The organism is Phosphitispora sp. TUW77 (genome assembly GCF_048453025.1).
Classification (GTDB): Bacteria; Bacillota; Thermincolia; order Thermincolales; family UBA2595; genus Phosphitispora.
Genome location: NZ_CP156677.1, coordinates 1,904,761 through 1,920,738, shown reverse-complemented (window position 1 = coordinate 1,920,738; position 15,978 = coordinate 1,904,761). Strand labels below are relative to the sequence as shown.

Genomic DNA, 15,978 nt, shown 5'->3' with positions numbered 1-15,978 from the left:
TTAAATTTTTCCTTTGTTTTATAGTAAAGTAAAGGCAAGGAGGAGTACAATGAATTCTTCAAGTAATTTTCAGCCGTTTGTTTTAAACAATTTAGCCGAACGAATGGAAGAATTATTCTTCGAAATCAACAATGATATTGCTGTAACCCTTCGCCATAGCAATGAAGAGTATAGCAAGCTCTATTACAGGCGAATAGAAATATTACAACAATATTCATCCGTGCTTACCGCCGTGGATGGGGATGGTGGCGTTACATTGAACCAAGAGGAGCATAAGGCACTGATTGAATATTTAAGGGTGGTTGAAAAGGCAGATTGTATGGAACGTATCCAAATCTATTTTCAGGGGCATGCGGACTGTATAGCTTACCTGAAAAGAATCGGTACATTATGATCCTGCATCAGAATAAATTATGAAACAGCATCGGCGTAAATGTCCGAGGCTGTTTCATTTTAAGAGGTGAAAAAATATGCCTTACGTAACACCGGAGGAGATTGACCGAGCAAAGCAAATGGACCTTCTGACCTATTTGCATTATTATGAACCCAGGGAGCTAGTACGTTTCTCCGGCAATGTCTATACCACCCGCACCCATGACAGCCTGAAAATCAGCAACGGAAAATGGTGCTGGTGGTCGCGTAACATCGGCGGGCGCTCCGCTCTGGATTATCTCATCAAGGTGAGGGGCATGTCGCTCCCCGAAGCTGTGCTTCAGATAGACGGACAGGCAGCCATCACACCGCCTGCCCGGCCAAAAGCACAGGAACCCTCCGGGCCCAAAAGACTGCTATTGCCGGAGAAAAATGAAAACAACGACCGCACGATTGCCTACCTTATGGTGCGCGGCATTCACCGGGAGATAATAGACTACTGCATCCAGACCAAACGGCTGTATGAAAGCCGCGATTATCACAACGCTGTCTTTATTGGTTTTGACCAGTATGGCGTTCCCAAATACGCTACTCTCCGTGGAACGTTTGGCAACCGGTTCATGGGGGAGGTTAATGGAAGTGACAAGCACTTCTCCTTTTCTATCCCGGCCAGGAACGAATGCAGTAAGCTGCACCTATTTGAAAGCGCTATTGACCTACTTTCTTATGGCACATTGGAGATGCTTTCCGGCAGAGATTGGCGGCAGGGAAACTACCTGTCCCTTGCGGGAATTTATATGCCGAAAAAGATTATTGAGGAAAGCACCCCGCCCGCCGCGCTCATTCAATACTTAAAAGACTTCCCGCAAATTGACAGCATTGACCTGCATCTGGATAACGATACACCGGGACTACTGGCAGCAAAGACTATCAGAACCCTGCTTCCGTCTACTTACGCCGTTTCCGACGAGCCGCCGAAGAGAGGAAAAGACATGAACGATTGTTTAAAAATGGTGTTGGCGCAACGACGTGGGAAGGAACGATAATGTCAAATTGCTAATTATTTTTGCTATCACTTAAATTATGGTGATAGCAAGAGTAAAATAAAAAAAGCTGATACTACTTGCCTTTTAAATGCATACAATTACACTCTAACGTGTTATAATATAGAGTGTAATTGTACTGTAAAGGAGGTACAGAATGGACAATATCGGAAAAATTCAAGAGATGCTTGCGCAGAACAATGGAATAATTACTGCTTCACAGGTTACGGAGGCAAATATACCTAGACATTGTCTTAAAAAGATGCTGGACATGGAGCTTTTGACCAAGGTTGACCGAGGAATTTATATCAAGCCGGAAATGTGGGAAGATGAGATGTATATACTGCAGTACAAGTACAGCAGAGGTATTTTCTCTCATGAAACGGCCTTATATATTCACGGCCTGACGGACAGGACGCCCATGAAATATACCATGACGTTTCCATATGGTTATCATGTGTATTCTTTGAAACAAGAAAATGTCAAAATCAAAAAAACCGTAGAAGATTTATACGAACTCGGATTGACCAGTGGCGTTTCTCCTTATGGTAATCCGATCCGTCTGTACGATGTGGAACGCACGCTTTGCGATATCGTAAAAGGGAATAACACCTGCGACATCCAGATAGTCAATCAGGCAATGAAGCAATACGCCAGAATGCCGGGGAAGAATATCACGCGGCTATTTGATTATGCCGAGAAAGTTCGGGTAAAGCCTAAAATACTGAACTATATGGGGATTTTGCTATGAGAACGAACAATCCAATGCAATTAAAAGCATATATAAAAAAGATGGCCGCCGAAAAAAACATTTCCGCTCAGCTTATTATGCAGAACTACATGCTGGAGCGGTTGCTGGAACGTATTTCCGTATCCAAATATCAATCTAATCTGATCTTAAAGGGCGGCTTTTTGATTTCAGCCATTGTCGGACTTGATACAAGAGCGACGATGGATCTGGATACCACGATCAAAGGCTTTGACGTTAACCATGATACTGTCAGGAGAATTTTTGAAGAAATAGGCTCTATTCCCATTGAGGATGATGTCAAGTTTGAAGTGCTGAATACCTATGATATACGGGAAGGTGACGATTATCCGGGAATCAGGGTAGCAATGAAGGCTAATTATCTACCATTGGCTGTTCCCCTATCCGTGGATGTTACGACCGGAGATAAAATAACTCCCAGAGCAATAGAATACTCCTTCAAACTTTTATTTGACGACAGGACAATTAAAGTTATGGCGTACAATCTGGAAACGGTGCTTGCCGAAAAGCTGGAAACCATAGTGACCCGTGGAATTGCTAATACAAGGCTGAGAGATTTTTACGATGTTTACATCTTGTATCAGCTAAGAGGCCATGAATGTGACAGGTCGACATTAAATAACGCATTGGTGGAAACTGCATCCAAACGGAAAAGCGGTGCTGTTATGTCGAATTATAGAGCTGCGCTGAATAGCATCGCAGAAAGCGAACAAATGAAAGGCTTTTGGAAAAAATACCAAACAGACTTTGTCTATGCGAAGGAGATTGATTTTATGGAAATCTGCCGCTTGATCATTCGAATTTTTGATGAAATTGGTTTTTAAGAATATACGACTAAACTCTATCTTCTTGATATTTTGAGTTGTTTGTATTTTTGAATCCATGTAGGCTCTGAGAAATCAGTGCCTTTTTCTTTTGCTTAAAAATTAAAGAAAGGAGGCTTTGCTTTTATGAAAAACTATCAGGTGGAAATCAAAGAAACCCTTTGCATGACCGTCGAGATCGAAGCAGAAAATGCCCAGCAAGCGGAGGCGATGGTGCGGGAAGCGTACAGCAACGAAGAATACATCCTCGACGCGGAACACTTTGCCGGTGTGGAATTTGCCGCACGAGAAAAAGAAATCGAAGAACGGAGCAAGAGCCAAAAGCGCCGCGAGTATGAACGATGACCGCCAGACTTTCCTTTGTCTTATGTTGTAGCAAGCACTGAATTTTGTCTCCCAAAATTCGCTTGTTAGGGGCAAGGCCCCTAATACCCCCCATCATGCTGCACACTATCAATCAATATGAGAGGTGTTATGAATGAACGAGCTTCAACAAAAATGGCACGAGGAATTCCGCGCTGTCCTCGCCTGCAAGGACGCATTTACGGAAAATGCGGTGCTCACACACAGCTACCATGACCGCAAACTGCCCGAATTCCTGAAAGAAATCATTCAAGCGCATGGACAGGACCGTGTACAGCGGGTGCTGGCCGCAACCGTCAATCGTGCCCCCTGGGATGGAAGGTACTACCGTTTGGTAAAGGAATGGGCGGCTCAGGTTGAACCCTTTCCGCAGTTTCCGGGGCATCAGGGAGAAGCACGGGACTTTTCCGAATTCTGCATCAACGACCATCCTATCATCGTTATTGCTACGGTGCGGCTTCTGATGAACCGGGAAAAGGTGCTTGCCCACCCCAAATGAAAGGAGCCTGCACGATGAGAAAACGAGACATTCGCGTTCAGGTATGGCTTAACAAAGAAGAAAATGCACGGCTTCATACCAGCGCCAAAAAGTCGGGTCTTTCGCAGGAGGCATACATCCGTACCCTCCTCAATGGTTACGTACCCAAAGAGTTTCCCCCACCCGACTATTACGCCATGATGAGGGAACTTCACGCCATTGGCGGCAATCTGAACCAGATGGCGGCAAAGGCAAACGCAACAGGCCACATCGATCGGACGGTGTTCCAGTATGAAGCCAACCGGCTAAGAAAGGCGGTACAGGATATTATAGAGGCGGTTACAGCGCCGGAAAGGAGAACAGATAATGGCAACCACAGCAATATGGGACGTAACCGACCGCCTTGACCGGGTAATCGATTATGCCACAAATCCCGACAAAACCGAAAACTCCGAGTTTTCAAGTCCTGATTTTCAGGGCCTGCGGAACGTGCTGGAATATACGGAGCAGGATGCCAAGACCGAAAAGCAATTCTATATTAGCGGCATTAACTGTGATCCGGCTACCGCCTGTAAGCAGATGTCCCGGACAAAGCTGCAATTCCAGAAAACTGATGGCATCCTGGCCTTCCACGGCTACCAGTCCTTCGCTCCGGGGGAAGCCACCCCCGAAACCGCCCACGCTATCGGTATAAAGCTGGCACAGGAGCTTTGGGGCGGACGATTTGAGGTTGTGGTTTCCACTCATATCGATAAGCATCATCTTCATAATCATTTTGTGCTAAACTCCGTATCCTTCATGGACGGCAAGCGGTATTACGACAACAACGCCACTTACGCCCTCATGCGGCAGACCTCTGACCGGGTGTGCCGGGAATACTCCCTGTCCGTCATCGAAAAACCGCAAAAGTGCAAATCCAAGCACTACGCTGAATGGAAGGCCGAGCAGAAAGGCAAACCCACCTGGCGGAACCTCATCCGTGAGGATGTGGACAAAGCCATTGCCGTATCTATGACCTTCACTCAATTTATCGCTACTCTCCGAAAGCAGGAATATGAGGTGAAAACCGGCGTAAAATACATAGCGGTGCGGCCATCAGGCAAGGAACGTTTTGTCCGGTTGAAAACTTTGGGCGATGATTACACCGAGGAAGCTATTAAGCGGCGGATACTTCAAAACCGTACCCCGAAACGTCCGCAGATCCTGCCGGAGCCGAAGCGGAAACACTATATATTCAGAGGTAGACTTAATCCTCAAAAAACAAGGAAGCTCACCGGATTGCAAGCTCTCTACATACACTACCTCTATAAGATGGGCATTTTGCCAAAACATCGTGTGTCCAATAAACGGACGCATTTTTTATTGCGCGAGGACATCCGATATTTGGATAAACTTATTGCTCAAACCAAGTTGCTCTGCACACATCGGATTGAGAACAAGGAGCAGCTTCTCATGTATCAGAATGGACTGGAGCAGGAAATGGCAGCCCTGTCCGGTGCACGCAAATCCCTTTACCATCGTCTGCGCCGGTGTAAAGACGATACGAAGGCTGCGGAATATAAGCAACAGATTGCCGGACTTTCCAGGAAGCTGTCCCTGCTGCGAAAGGAGGTGAAGCTTTGTACGGACATTCTGTCCCGTTCCGAAGAAATGAAGAAGAAACTGATTCAGGTTCAACATGAGGAACTCTATCAGGGAAAGGAGGAAAAAAGCTATGAACAGCGGAGCCGACGCAGCGGATCAAATCGTCAATATGAGCCTTAAAGGGATTGAGGTGATGGCCAAAATCTCAGGCGAGGGCGCGAAAAACCTTGCCACCTATCTATATGCTGTCATGAAAGACCAGAAAAAAACAAAGGGTAAAATCCGTCTGGAGGGGCTTTTACGCAGCGGCAAGGAACTGAAAGTCTTTGCTGTGCGTAACGAGGATTTAAAGAAGTTTTGTCAAGAGGCCAAGCGCTATGGCGTCCTGTACTGTGCCCTGCGGGATAAAAAGAGCCTGGACGGGATGTGTGACATCATGGTGCGGGCAGAGGACGCTTCCAAAATCAACCGCATTGTGGAACGCTTCAAGCTGGCTACTGTGGATACGGCAAGCATCAAGAACAAAATCGAAAAATCTCGGGCAGCCAAGCAGAAAGAAAATACACCGGACGAAAAATCACCTCCCGAAAAAGGAACGCCCGCCGAAAAAAGTGCGGATGATTTTCTGGATGAACTAATGGCAAAGCCCAACCAGCCGACACCGGTAGCCGAGCCGACCGACAACCCAAACCCCACGACGGCGACGACGGAGAAATCCCGTCCGTCCGAGCCTACTTGCGAGCGCAGCGGGAAAGCCGCCGAGGGTGCTATTGAGCTGACGAGAAGATCCGTTCGTGAAGAACTGCGGGAAATCAAGGCTGCTCAAAAGGAACAGGCGGCGGAATACAAGCGCAAACCTGCCAAAGAGCAGCCGCAGGCCGCAAAACAGAATACCAGGTCAAACAGGCAGCAAATACGGCAGGAGCCGGAACGTTAGGAGGGATTGCCCATAAAGAAAGAAGAAAGGGTGCTTACCCTGGACGATTACGAATACGGTGTTGTGGTGAACGCCCTAAACGAGCTCAGAAACGACCTTATTAAAGAAGAGCGCCCCACCGACGCCGTGGATGAGCTGCTTTTAAAAACTATTGATGCCCCGACAAAAAAGCAGAAGCGCAGGAGCCACGATGAGGCGCGATGAAACTGCAAGGAGCAACCTGATACTCTTTGCGGTTTTTTTAATTCCTGTGGTGTGGGCGGCATTATTGACCGCCCCTTCTCTTTCCGGCGGACTTCCCGAAATCCTTGCCAATCTCACGGAGGCGATGAACAATCCGTTTCATATCCAATGGGTGAATGATTCGCCCAAGTGCATCCTGCTTTTTGTCGTCGCCTATTGTATGGGGGTAGGGATTTACCTTTCTACCAAGCGCAATTACCGGCGGAGGGAGGAACACGGCAGCGCCCGCTGGGGCGGCGCGACGGCTGTCAATAAAAAGTACCGGGACAAAGACCCGCAAAAAAACAAAATCCTGACACAGAACGTTAGCATCGGTCTGGACGGCTGGAAGCATAAGAGAAATTTAAACGTACTGGTGGTGGGTGGCTCCGGCTCCGGTAAGACGAGATTTTACGCCAAACCCAACGTCATGCAGGCTAACACCTCCTTTGTTGTCCTCGACCCCAAGGGGGAAATCCTGCGGGACACGGGGAACCTGCTCAAAGCAAATGGCTATGAAATCAAGGTGCTGGATTTAATCAACATGCACATGTCCCACTGCTACAATCCCTTTGCCTATCTCAAGGACGACAAGGATGTATTAAAACTCGTCACCAACCTGATCCGCAACACCACACCCAAAGGCAGCAACACTAACGACCCCTTCTGGGAACGCTCCGAAACCGCGCTGCTGGAGGCGCTGATTCTCTATCTTCTTTATGAAGCGCCGAAAGAAGAACAGAACTTCCCGATGGTCATGGAAATGATTGCAGCCGCTGAAGTCCGGGAGGATGACGAAAATTATCAAAGCCCCCTTGACGAGCTGTTTGAACGGCTGGAAATGCGGGAACCGGAGCACCTGGCTGTCAAGCAGTACAACATCTTCAAGCTGGCGGCGGGCAAAACTGCCAAATCCATTCTAATCGGTTTGGGTGTTCGGCTGGAAAAGTTCAACCTGACCACCCTTGCCGGAATCACCACAGTGGATGAAATGGAGCTGTCCTCCATCGGGGAAAAAAAGACGGCGCTCTTTGCCGCTATCCCCGATAACGATTCATCCTTTAATTTTATTGTCGGTATGCTCTACACACAGCTTTTCCAAAGCCTCATGTACCTTGCCGACTATAAGCACGGAGGCCGCCTGCCCGTCCATGTCCATTTTGTTATGGATGAGTTTGCGAATGTCGCCCTGCCAGATGAGTTTGACAAGCTGCTTTCCACAATGCGCTCAAGGGAAATCAGTGTGTCCATCATCCTGCAAAACCTGGCGCAATTAAAAGCCCTGTTTAAAGACACATGGGAATCCATCGTGGGCAATTGTGACGAATTTCTGTACCTCGGTGGCAACGAGCTGTCCACTCATAAGTATGTGTCCGAGCTTTTAGGCAAGGAAACTATCGACACCAACACCTACGGACTGAGCAAAGGCAGGAACGGAAGCTACTCCACCAATTACCAGCAGTCCGGAAGGGAGCTTCTGACCCCCGATGAGGTGCGGATGATAGACAACCGCTTTGCCTTGCTGTTCATCCGGGGAGAATGGGCAGTGATGGACGACAAGTACAATATTCTCAAACACCCCAATATGAAACTGACCGTTGACGGCAGCAGCCAACCCTTCCGGCATGGTGATACTGGAAACGCATTGGACTGGAAAGCTGTGGCCCTAAACGAAAACAGCGATTACGAGCTTCTCTCTGAGGAAGAACTCGAAACAATGCTTCGATGCTAAAATAAAAATCGATTTGGAGGTATGATTCATGAAAATTACAAAGAAAACCAAAAGGACTTTCGCCGTTTACTGCGCACTGGTGCTGGTGATGGCTCTCTTTACCGCACCTGCGTATGCGGCCAACGACCCGCTGACCGTCGTCAACAACCTGTCCAACTTCATATTCGGACTAATCCGGGCCATCGGATTGATCCTGCTGGGCTTCGGCATTGTGCAGATTGGTCTTTCACTCAAATCACATGACCCTTCCCAAAGGGCCAACGGTTTTCTGACTCTCGCAGGTGGCGTAATTATTACCTTTGCCCGAGAGATTCTGAATCTCATTACGGGCTGATGAAGCGCATCAAATTTAAGGGGAACAAGCACTAAAAGCCTGTTCCCCAAATCTTTTTAAGGAAGTGATTCTGCTATGTCAAGCGGCAACTGGGTAATCGATAACCTCAATAACGCGCTTCAAACGTGGAATGAAAAGCTGTCGGAGATATGGCAACTCGTGACCCAATCCCCCACAGAATTTAAAGGCGGCGGCATCTGGAATGTCATTGTAAATATTCACGGAGCGCTCCAGGCCATCGGACTTGCCCTGCTGGTGCTGTTTTTCGTCATCGGCGTGGTAAAAACATGCGGCAGCTTTGTAGAAGTCAAAAGGCCGGAACACGCCTTAAAGCTGTTCATACGATTCGCCTTGGCAAAAGGTGTTGTGACCCACGGGCTGGAGCTGATGATGGCGCTGTTCAACATCGTGCAGGGGATTATTTCTACCATCATGAGCAGTGCAAGGCTCGGAACGGCCAACCAAAGCGTCTTGCCGGATACCATAGTGCAGGCCATTAAGGATTGCAGCTTTTGGGAGAGCATCCCGTTGTGGGCGGTAACGCTCATCGGCGGCCTGTTCATCACAGTGCTGTCTTTTATTATGATCCTGTCAGTGTATGGCCGGTTTTTTAAACTCTATCTTTATACCGCTATCGCCCCTGTGCCTCTAGCATCCTTTGCCGGGGAACCGAGCCAAAGCATCGGCAAAGCCTTCCTGAAAGGTTATGCTGCCGTGTGCCTGGAAGGGGCTATCATCATTCTAGCCTGCGTCATCTTTTCCGTTTTTGCGTCCTCGCCACCGGTGGTGGACACCAGTGCCAGTGTCGTCACAATGGTATGGGCCTATGTCGGGGAACTGATTTTTAATATGCTGGTGCTGGTGGGCGCAGTGAAAATGGCCGACCGGGTAGTGCGGGAGATGATGGGGTTATAAAGGGAAGTTGGGTATTATAGTCCGGTATCGTCATATATCCTTGAACTGAATACCCTCCCCATAAACAACAGGTTCCCCTGTTCTTGGATCAAGCAAATCCCCATGCTCGTTAAACTGAATTTTGTCAAGAGGTACGCCCATCTCTCTTGCCTTTGCGATTTGCCATGTGACATCATCTTCAAGGTATTTCTCGTCACGTTTGCGCTGTATTGCCTTAATAAGCGACACAATCCAGCTTAACACGGTCAAGCCAAGCAGCGAGAAAAGAATGATGAATGCTAAAGTCTCATGTTCTCCTGCCCAATTGTTCAGCACGGTACTAAATAGCAGGAAGCAAAGAATGGGAATCGTCAGCCGGATTTTTCCGGCTACTTTAAATATAAAAGAGAGAATGAGTAATCCCGCCGTAAGGCAGAGGGAAATAATTGCCGCGATTGGCATAATGGAACTCCTTTCTATGCAGTTTGTATATTTCCATTATTACACATGGATAAAAAAAATAGAAGGGTGTCGCATTGATTAAAGCAAGGAGGTTTCAGCATGAAACAGGAGACTCTCAATGAAAAACTGGAAAAAGAGAAGGGAAAACTTAACAGGCTTGCGGATGAAGCCTTGAAAAATGGTATCCCCCTTACGCAGGATAAAGCATTTATGACGCAGAACCGCAAGATTGACGAATTGGTAGCCAGGATACAAATAGAGCAAGAAAAGCATAAAAAAAACATAAAAAAAACCAACATGAACGATAAATCCTAATGGCGCTTCGTTTGAGAGACGCTATTTTTATTTGGAGGCGATTGTTTTTGGAAGTAAAGATCAACCGGGAAATCCGGGATTATACCGAAAGCATGTTTTTTGGACTGTCCTTGCGGCAGTTCATTTTTTCTGTCATGGCCATCGGTGTGGCCATTAGCATCTACTTTGGCCTGCGGAACTTCTTCGGCATGGAGACCATAAGCTGGATATGCGTTTTGGGAGCTTTCCCGTTTGCGGCCCTGGGTTTTATCAAATACCACGGCATGACGGCGGAGCAGTTTTTATGGGCTTACATCAAATCGGAGTTTCTCATGCCTAAAAAGCTGACCTTTTATCCGACGAACGTGTATTACGAGGTATTGAAACAGACCATTGAGAAGCACGAAAAGGAGGAATTGAAACGCCATGATTAAGACCCTGCGAAAAATCATGAAACAGGATAAGGAGCGGTTTATCGTCCCTAAAGGTGTCCAGCAGGCCATCCCTATCCGTATTATCTGGCCGGACGGGATTTTCCGTGTGGGCAACAAGTTTTCAAAATCCTTTCGTTTCGAGGACATCAATTACGCGGTGGCATCCAAGGAGGACAAGGAAGCGATGTTTTTATCCTATTCGGAGCTTCTCAATTCCTTTGACAGTGGGGCCACCACCAAAATTACCATCAACAACCGCAGGTTGAATAAAGCGGACTTTGAAAGCTCCATTCTGATCCTGCTAAGGGAGGATGGGCTGGACGAGTACCGCAGGGAATACAACCGGATGCTCCTGGATAAAGCCACCGGCTCCAATAGTATTGTGCAGGATAAATACGTAACTATATCGGTGATGAAAAAGAATATTGAGGAAGCGCGTAACTACTTCTCCCGCATAGGAACAGACCTGATTACCCATTTTTCTCACCTGGGCTCAAAGTGCGTGGAGCTGGATGCTACCGACCGTCTTAGAATCCTGCACGACTTTTTCCGCCCAGGCGAGGAAACGGACTTCCATTTCGACCTGTCTGCCACCATGAAAAAAGGACATGATTTCAAGGACTATATCTGCCCCGACACTTTTGAATTTGAAAAGGACCACTTCCGCATGGGAAGTAAATTCGGGCGAGTCATCTTCCTGCGGGAGTTTGCAAGCTACATCAAGGACAGCATGGTGTCCGAGCTTTGTGACCTGAACCGCAATATGATGCTGTCCCTGGACATTATCCCCATTCCCACGGACGAAGCCGTGCGGGAGGTGGAAAACAGGCTTTTGGGTGTCGAGACCAATATTACCAACTGGCAACGGCGGCAGAACCAGAACAACAATTTTTCCGCCGTCGTTCCCTATGATATGGAGCAGCAGCGCAAGGAAAGCAAGGAATTCCTCGACGACCTGACCACCCGTGACCAGAGGATGATGTTTGCCGTCCTGACAATGGTGCATGTTGCTGACAGCAGGGAGCAGCTTGACAGTGACACCGAAACCCTGCTGACCACTGCCCGAAAGCACCTATGCCAATTCTCCACCCTAACCTATCAGCAGATGGATGGTCTGAACACGGTGCTGCCTCATGGATTGCGCAAGATTAACGCCATCCGTACGCTGACCACCGAAAGTACGGCGGTATTTATTCCCTTCCGGGCACAGGAAATCACCCATAGCGGCGGCATTTATTACGGTCAAAATGTTATTTCAAAAAATATGATAATTGCCAACCGCAAGCACCTGCTAAACGGCAACAGCTTTATCCTGGGTGTTTCCGGCTCCGGCAAGAGCTTTACCGCTAAGCGTGAAATCGTCAATCAGATATTATCCAGCGATGACGATATTATCCTGATTGATCCCGAGCGCGAATATTCGTCGCTGGTCAAAGCGATGGGCGGCGAGATTATCCATATTTCCGCCACCTCTTCGAACCACATTAACGCGATGGACATGAACAGGGATTACGGCGACGGCGCAAATCCTGTCATCCTCAAATCCGAGTTTGTCCTGTCCTTGTGTGAGCAGCTCATCGGCGGCCAGAACCTGGGTGCGAAACAAAAATCCCTGATTGACCGCTGCACCGCCAGCGTTTACCGTAAATATCTGCAAAGCAATTACCGGGATAACCCGCCTACCTTGCAGGACTTTCACGCGGAACTCTTAAAACAGGATGAGGCGGAAGCGCAGGAAATCGCCCTGGCTATCGAGCTTTTCACATCCGGTAGCCTGAACACCTTTGCAAAGCCGACTAATGTGGATGTGAACAACCGCCTCATCTGCTATGATATCCTGGATTTGGGGAAACAGCTACTGCCTATCGGAATGCTGGTAGTGCTGGACAGCATCTTAAACCGCATCACGCAGAACAGAGCAAAGGGCAAAAATACCTTCATTATTATTGATGAAATCTATTTGCTGTTTCAGCATGAGTACAGCACCAACTTTCTGTTCACGCTCTGGAAACGTGTCAGAAAGTACGGCGCTTTTTGCACGGGGATCACGCAAAATGTGGACGATCTTTTACAGAGCCATACGGCGCGTACCATGTTGGCCAACTCTGAATTTATCGTCATGCTCAATCAGTCCTCCACGGATAGAATGGAGCTTGCAAAGCTCCTAAACATTTCCGACCTCCAGCTTTCCTACATCACCAACGTAGACGCGGGAAATGGACTTATTAAGGTAGGCAGTTCCCTTGTTCCCTTCACCGATCAATTTCCGCGTAACACCAAGCTCTACCGCCTGATGACCACCAAGCCGGGAGAACAGGCGGAAATATGATAAACTTACGAAATGCAAACGGCTGGCCGTACTTCCGGTCAGCCGTCTATTTTTCTATTAAGGAACGGTAGAATAAGCAAAACCTTGAAAGGAGGCACGCGTCTTGAAAGAAATCAAAAGCAAACAAACCCTAAAGGATATTAAAGTGCTGGATAAGACAACGGACGTGTCCCGCAGAGCAAAGAATGCCTATATCCGAACGAAGGAACAGGCCGAGCAACTCGGACACAATGAGAATGGCAACTATGTAGACGATGCTACAAATAGCGTCCGGGACGGTGCGCAAAACATTGCCTGGAAAGTAGGACATACTGCTGAAAACTATGGCAAAAAGGCGGTTGAAAAAATGTGTGAACGCCGCGCATCTATGGGAAAACAGGCAGCCAAACTGGAGATAAAATATAAACCGGCACAATCCAGCACGAAGGAAACAGCAAAACGGAGGTTTACCCTATCAAAACCGAATGAATTGATAAAACGCAGGTTTGTTCAAAGCAGAGCGAAACTGCGGTTAACTCATAATATAGAAATTCAGACAGCAGATCAAAAAGTTGTTTTTACGCAGGCAAGGCAGGCATCCGGGCGCATAATTGCACCAACCACGCAGAGTCCCTTTTTTCAACCTGTCGAAAAAGTAGTACGGCAAACCTTCAATCCTTCCAGCACAACAGGACGCCCCATCAGCCAAGCCGTTAATTCCGGTAGTAAAACCATAAAGGAAGCGGCTAAAGGCACGGTGAAAACGGCGCAAAAATCAGTTAAAAACGCTAAGCATACTGCAAAAACTGCTGTTAAGACCTCACAAACAGCAGCAAAAACGGCTGTTAAAACCGCACGAGCAGCCCAAAGAGCGGCACAGGCGGCACAGGCAACAGCGAGAGCGGCAGCTGTCTCAGCAAAGACGGCAGCGAAAGCAATCATAGCCACCCTCAAAGCGATTATCGCAGCAGCCAAGAGCTTGATCTCCCTAATTGCTGCGGGTGGATGGGTAGCCGTTGTTGTCATTTTAGTGATATGTCTTGCCGGACTTTTGTTAGGCTCTGTTTTTGGGATTTTCTATTCCAATGAAAGCCCCAGCGGGAACACGCCGGTTATGATGGAGGTAGTCAAGCAGCTTAACAGTGAATTTGCGGCAAAAATTGAACAGATAGAGGAAGAAAATCCCCATGACACGCTGGATCTATCCAACAATGGGAGCAGCACGATGGTTGGTAATTGGAGAGACATCCTGGCAGTCTATGCGGTTAAGGTGGCCGCAGATCCGAGAAATGGCATGGAGGTTGCCACTCTTGACGATGACAAGGTAGGAACTCTACGGGACATCTTTTGGGATATGAACAAAATTGAATATTGGACCGAAACCGTTGTGCGCGGCGAAACAGTTACCATAATCCTGCATATTAAGGTGACCTCAAAATCCTATTCGGACATGATTGCCAAGTGCGGTTTCAATGAGGAGCAGGTGAAAATGCTGAATGAGCTGATGAAGGATAAATACCGGCAGCTATTCATGCAGCTTACCGGAAGTTAGGTGGATATTTCATATGAAAGGTGGAAAACAGATGAATTTAGAAAAATTAAGGGATGCGGAATATATAAAGTGCGTGGGTTTATTGGCTGACTTGATTGACTTGGATGGGGACACAAAAGAAAAAATCCATAAATGCCTTCAAAATATGGGGATTAAAAACTTTTTTCTGCATCTTGAATCGGTAGACTTATCCCCTGAGACTTCCGAGAAGTTGAAAAGCATAAAATCCATTATTGAGATATTTGATGAAGAAAGGGGGCAGGCATAAATGAAGAAAGATGTACAGCATACCGAGAAATTTCTAAAAGGGCTGACAACTTTAACAGGACTGCCCTACAAAAAAGTTCAGCAGTATGTAAAAGGAAATAACCCCTTTAACATCTTGGAGCATCCTCACATTATGGAACCAAATGAGAAACAGCTTGAAAAGATAGGGCTGCTCAATGAGTTCATTGCCTCTTACAATATTTTGAAAATCTATGAGAGCAATGAGAAGATTACGCTCAATTCATCGACCGTAGCAGGTCAATATTTTTTAGCCCTTTTAAGAGGGATGAAGGATAAAGAAAGGTTTATGGTTGCTTTTTTAGACAGCGGCAATAATATAATTGAAACAAAAACCATGTCAGAAGGGAGTATCGGACAAACAGCGGTTTATCCAAGAGAAATTTTAAAATATGCTCTTGCTTGTGACTGTAATGCGATAATTTTGGCTCATAACCATCCTGGAGGCTCAAAAAATTTTTCTCCGGAAGATAGAGCATTGACACAAAGAATTGTTGACATTTTTCATCCCCTTGAGATTAAAGTTTTAGACCATATCATAGTGAGTGGCGCAAGCTATTCTTCTATGGCGGAAAAAGGAGAACTTTCTAATCAGAGCCGAAGTGCTGCAAATTATGAAGTAATTGAGTTGAGTGTGAATTCTATAAAAGAAAAGCGGAATAGGGCTCGACATACACTCTCGCGTTAAAACAGTGCAGCTACAAGGCAGAAGTAGAAAAGATGGTTCCTAATATCCCGGTTCGAAGTGGCTCAAACCATGCAATTCGAATGCTGGCAAGTATAAAGAAATGTACCGAAGGTTGGATGAGGAGCCCCTTTTTAGTAGGTATACGGCCAAAATTGACAATCATGCATTTAGGGCGGAATATGCAAGAGCCGTAACCGGGAGCTTGTTGAGCAAAAGCAGGAGCATGGGCGGGTGGTTAAGTCTGATTACAGGGGATATGATAGGGAATGCCTCCATAAGGTGTCATTATCCCTGGGCCACAACAGGAATTCGGTGGTGGTGGAACATTATATGAGGTGAAAGAGGTATTATTCAGTACCATAAATTAAATTTGTTCTTTGGAGTTGTGATTTGAACATTATGC

General features: G+C 47.0%; 21 protein-coding genes and 1 pseudogene. 21 read left to right on the top strand and 1 reads right to left on the bottom strand.

Annotation, left to right across the window (positions count from 1 at the left end):
• Positions 1-49 precede the first annotated feature (49 nt).
• From ABFY19_RS09290 to ABFY19_RS09225, 14 genes and pseudogenes are all read left to right on the top strand, one after another.
• Complete coding sequence (locus tag ABFY19_RS09290) at positions 50-394, top strand: DUF6664 family protein (protein ID WP_418790381.1); 345 nt, start codon at positions 50-52, stop codon at positions 392-394.
• A 76-nt stretch (positions 395-470) separates the two neighbouring features.
• The gene (locus ABFY19_RS09285; protein WP_418790380.1) at positions 471-1,418 is read left to right on the top strand and encodes a DUF3991 domain-containing protein; all 948 of its coding nucleotides are present in this window, start codon (positions 471-473) and stop codon (positions 1,416-1,418) included.
• 154 nt (positions 1,419-1,572) lie between these two features.
• Entirely contained in the window at positions 1,573-2,166 is a 594-nt protein-coding gene (locus ABFY19_RS09280) for a type IV toxin-antitoxin system AbiEi family antitoxin domain-containing protein (protein ID WP_418790379.1), read from the top strand.
• A complete protein-coding gene (locus tag ABFY19_RS09275) occupies positions 2,163-3,008 on the top strand; it encodes a nucleotidyl transferase AbiEii/AbiGii toxin family protein (protein WP_418790378.1) in 846 nt (281 codons plus the stop codon). Before ABFY19_RS09280 ends, ABFY19_RS09275 begins: the two co-directional genes overlap by 4 nt.
• Before the next feature lie 126 nt (positions 3,009-3,134).
• Positions 3,135-3,353 (top strand): DpnD/PcfM family protein, encoded by a 219-nt coding sequence (locus ABFY19_RS09270; protein ID WP_418790377.1) that lies wholly within the window; start codon positions 3,135-3,137, stop codon positions 3,351-3,353.
• A 133-nt stretch (positions 3,354-3,486) separates the two neighbouring features.
• Positions 3,487-3,870 carry a DUF3849 domain-containing protein gene (locus ABFY19_RS09265; protein WP_418790376.1) on the top strand — a complete coding sequence of 128 codons (384 nt, stop codon included), beginning with the start codon at positions 3,487-3,489 and terminating at the stop codon, positions 3,868-3,870.
• Positions 3,867-4,040: pseudogene (locus ABFY19_RS09260) on the top strand (CopG family transcriptional regulator); the annotation flags it as partial. The gene ABFY19_RS09265 and the pseudogene ABFY19_RS09260, both read left to right, overlap by 4 nt.
• A gap of 6 nt (positions 4,041-4,046) precedes the next feature.
• Positions 4,047-4,256 carry a plasmid mobilization relaxosome protein MobC gene (gene mobC / locus ABFY19_RS09255; RefSeq protein ID WP_418792615.1) on the top strand — a complete coding sequence of 70 codons (210 nt, stop codon included), beginning with the start codon at positions 4,047-4,049 and terminating at the stop codon, positions 4,254-4,256.
• On the top strand, positions 4,216-5,613 hold the full coding sequence (locus ABFY19_RS09250; RefSeq protein WP_418790375.1) for a relaxase/mobilization nuclease domain-containing protein: 1,398 nt from the start codon (positions 4,216-4,218) through the stop codon (positions 5,611-5,613). Before mobC ends, ABFY19_RS09250 begins: the two co-directional genes overlap by 41 nt.
• Positions 5,564-6,370, top strand: a complete 807-nt coding sequence (locus ABFY19_RS09245; protein ID WP_418790374.1) for a DUF3801 domain-containing protein — start codon at positions 5,564-5,566, stop codon at positions 6,368-6,370. Before ABFY19_RS09250 ends, ABFY19_RS09245 begins: the two co-directional genes overlap by 50 nt.
• Before the next feature lie 12 nt (positions 6,371-6,382).
• The gene (locus ABFY19_RS09240) at positions 6,383-6,574 is read left to right on the top strand and encodes a hypothetical protein (RefSeq protein ID WP_418792574.1); all 192 of its coding nucleotides are present in this window, start codon (positions 6,383-6,385) and stop codon (positions 6,572-6,574) included.
• Positions 6,561-8,324, top strand: a complete 1,764-nt coding sequence (locus ABFY19_RS09235; RefSeq protein WP_418790373.1) for a VirD4-like conjugal transfer protein, CD1115 family — start codon at positions 6,561-6,563, stop codon at positions 8,322-8,324. Before ABFY19_RS09240 ends, ABFY19_RS09235 begins: the two co-directional genes overlap by 14 nt.
• A gap of 28 nt (positions 8,325-8,352) precedes the next feature.
• Positions 8,353-8,658 carry a TrbC/VirB2 family protein gene (locus ABFY19_RS09230; RefSeq protein WP_418790372.1) on the top strand — a complete coding sequence of 102 codons (306 nt, stop codon included), beginning with the start codon at positions 8,353-8,355 and terminating at the stop codon, positions 8,656-8,658.
• 75 nt (positions 8,659-8,733) lie between these two features.
• On the top strand, positions 8,734-9,573 hold the full coding sequence (locus tag ABFY19_RS09225) for a hypothetical protein (RefSeq protein WP_418790371.1): 840 nt from the start codon (positions 8,734-8,736) through the stop codon (positions 9,571-9,573).
• Positions 9,574-9,603: 30 nt separating this feature from the next.
• On the opposite strand, the gene ABFY19_RS09220 is transcribed toward ABFY19_RS09225, so the two are convergent.
• Complete coding sequence (locus tag ABFY19_RS09220; RefSeq protein ID WP_418790370.1) at positions 9,604-10,014, bottom strand: hypothetical protein; 411 nt, start codon at positions 10,012-10,014, stop codon at positions 9,604-9,606.
• 99 nt (positions 10,015-10,113) lie between these two features.
• Here ABFY19_RS09220 and ABFY19_RS09215 point away from each other — a divergent pair, with 99 nt between their 5' ends.
• The 7 genes from ABFY19_RS09215 (at position 10,114) to ABFY19_RS09185 (ending at position 15,909) form a co-directional block, all read left to right on the top strand.
• On the top strand, positions 10,114-10,329 hold the full coding sequence (locus ABFY19_RS09215; RefSeq protein ID WP_418790369.1) for a hypothetical protein: 216 nt from the start codon (positions 10,114-10,116) through the stop codon (positions 10,327-10,329).
• Between the two features lie 47 nt (positions 10,330-10,376).
• Positions 10,377-10,742 (top strand): PrgI family protein, encoded by a 366-nt coding sequence (locus ABFY19_RS09210; protein WP_418790368.1) that lies wholly within the window; start codon positions 10,377-10,379, stop codon positions 10,740-10,742.
• Positions 10,735-13,071 carry a VirB4-like conjugal transfer ATPase, CD1110 family gene (locus ABFY19_RS09205; protein WP_418790367.1) on the top strand — a complete coding sequence of 779 codons (2,337 nt, stop codon included), beginning with the start codon at positions 10,735-10,737 and terminating at the stop codon, positions 13,069-13,071. The genes ABFY19_RS09210 and ABFY19_RS09205 overlap by 8 nt, the downstream gene beginning before the upstream one ends.
• Positions 13,072-13,174: 103 nt before the next feature.
• Entirely contained in the window at positions 13,175-14,602 is a 1,428-nt protein-coding gene (locus ABFY19_RS09200) for a hypothetical protein (RefSeq protein WP_418790366.1), read from the top strand.
• 13 nt (positions 14,603-14,615) lie between these two features.
• Positions 14,616-14,870 (top strand): hypothetical protein, encoded by a 255-nt coding sequence (locus tag ABFY19_RS09195; protein ID WP_418790365.1) that lies wholly within the window; start codon positions 14,616-14,618, stop codon positions 14,868-14,870.
• The gene (locus tag ABFY19_RS09190) at positions 14,871-15,575 is read left to right on the top strand and encodes a JAB domain-containing protein (RefSeq protein WP_418790364.1); all 705 of its coding nucleotides are present in this window, start codon (positions 14,871-14,873) and stop codon (positions 15,573-15,575) included.
• A 100-nt stretch (positions 15,576-15,675) separates the two neighbouring features.
• A complete protein-coding gene (locus ABFY19_RS09185) occupies positions 15,676-15,909 on the top strand; it encodes a hypothetical protein (RefSeq protein WP_418790363.1) in 234 nt (77 codons plus the stop codon).
• Positions 15,910-15,978 lie beyond the last annotated feature (69 nt).

What these genes read in the sequence shown, in the direction of transcription:
- ABFY19_RS09290 (WP_418790381.1), top strand. Translation starts at nt 50, where the DNA reads ATGAATTCTTCAAGTAATTTTCAGCCGTTTGTTTTAAACAATTTAGCC.
- ABFY19_RS09285 (WP_418790380.1), top strand. Translation starts at nt 471, where the DNA reads ATGCCTTACGTAACACCGGAGGAGATTGACCGAGCAAAGCAAATGGAC.
- ABFY19_RS09280 (WP_418790379.1), top strand. Translation starts at nt 1,573, where the DNA reads ATGGACAATATCGGAAAAATTCAAGAGATGCTTGCGCAGAACAATGGA.
- ABFY19_RS09275 (WP_418790378.1), top strand. Translation starts at nt 2,163, where the DNA reads ATGAGAACGAACAATCCAATGCAATTAAAAGCATATATAAAAAAGATG.
- ABFY19_RS09270 (WP_418790377.1), top strand. Translation starts at nt 3,135, where the DNA reads ATGAAAAACTATCAGGTGGAAATCAAAGAAACCCTTTGCATGACCGTC.
- ABFY19_RS09265 (WP_418790376.1), top strand. Translation starts at nt 3,487, where the DNA reads ATGAACGAGCTTCAACAAAAATGGCACGAGGAATTCCGCGCTGTCCTC.
- mobC (WP_418792615.1), top strand. Translation starts at nt 4,047, where the DNA reads ATGATGAGGGAACTTCACGCCATTGGCGGCAATCTGAACCAGATGGCG.
- ABFY19_RS09250 (WP_418790375.1), top strand. Translation starts at nt 4,216, where the DNA reads ATGGCAACCACAGCAATATGGGACGTAACCGACCGCCTTGACCGGGTA.
- ABFY19_RS09245 (WP_418790374.1), top strand. Translation starts at nt 5,564, where the DNA reads ATGAACAGCGGAGCCGACGCAGCGGATCAAATCGTCAATATGAGCCTT.
- ABFY19_RS09235 (WP_418790373.1), top strand. Translation starts at nt 6,561, where the DNA reads ATGAGGCGCGATGAAACTGCAAGGAGCAACCTGATACTCTTTGCGGTT.
- ABFY19_RS09230 (WP_418790372.1), top strand. Translation starts at nt 8,353, where the DNA reads ATGAAAATTACAAAGAAAACCAAAAGGACTTTCGCCGTTTACTGCGCA.
- ABFY19_RS09225 (WP_418790371.1), top strand. Translation starts at nt 8,734, where the DNA reads ATGTCAAGCGGCAACTGGGTAATCGATAACCTCAATAACGCGCTTCAA.
- ABFY19_RS09220 (WP_418790370.1), bottom strand. Translation starts at nt 10,014, where the DNA reads ATGCCAATCGCGGCAATTATTTCCCTCTGCCTTACGGCGGGATTACTC.
- ABFY19_RS09215 (WP_418790369.1), top strand. Translation starts at nt 10,114, where the DNA reads ATGAAACAGGAGACTCTCAATGAAAAACTGGAAAAAGAGAAGGGAAAA.
- ABFY19_RS09205 (WP_418790367.1), top strand. Translation starts at nt 10,735, where the DNA reads ATGATTAAGACCCTGCGAAAAATCATGAAACAGGATAAGGAGCGGTTT.
- ABFY19_RS09195 (WP_418790365.1), top strand. Translation starts at nt 14,616, where the DNA reads ATGAAAGGTGGAAAACAGATGAATTTAGAAAAATTAAGGGATGCGGAA.
- ABFY19_RS09190 (WP_418790364.1), top strand. Translation starts at nt 14,871, where the DNA reads ATGAAGAAAGATGTACAGCATACCGAGAAATTTCTAAAAGGGCTGACA.
- ABFY19_RS09185 (WP_418790363.1), top strand. Translation starts at nt 15,676, where the DNA reads ATGTACCGAAGGTTGGATGAGGAGCCCCTTTTTAGTAGGTATACGGCC.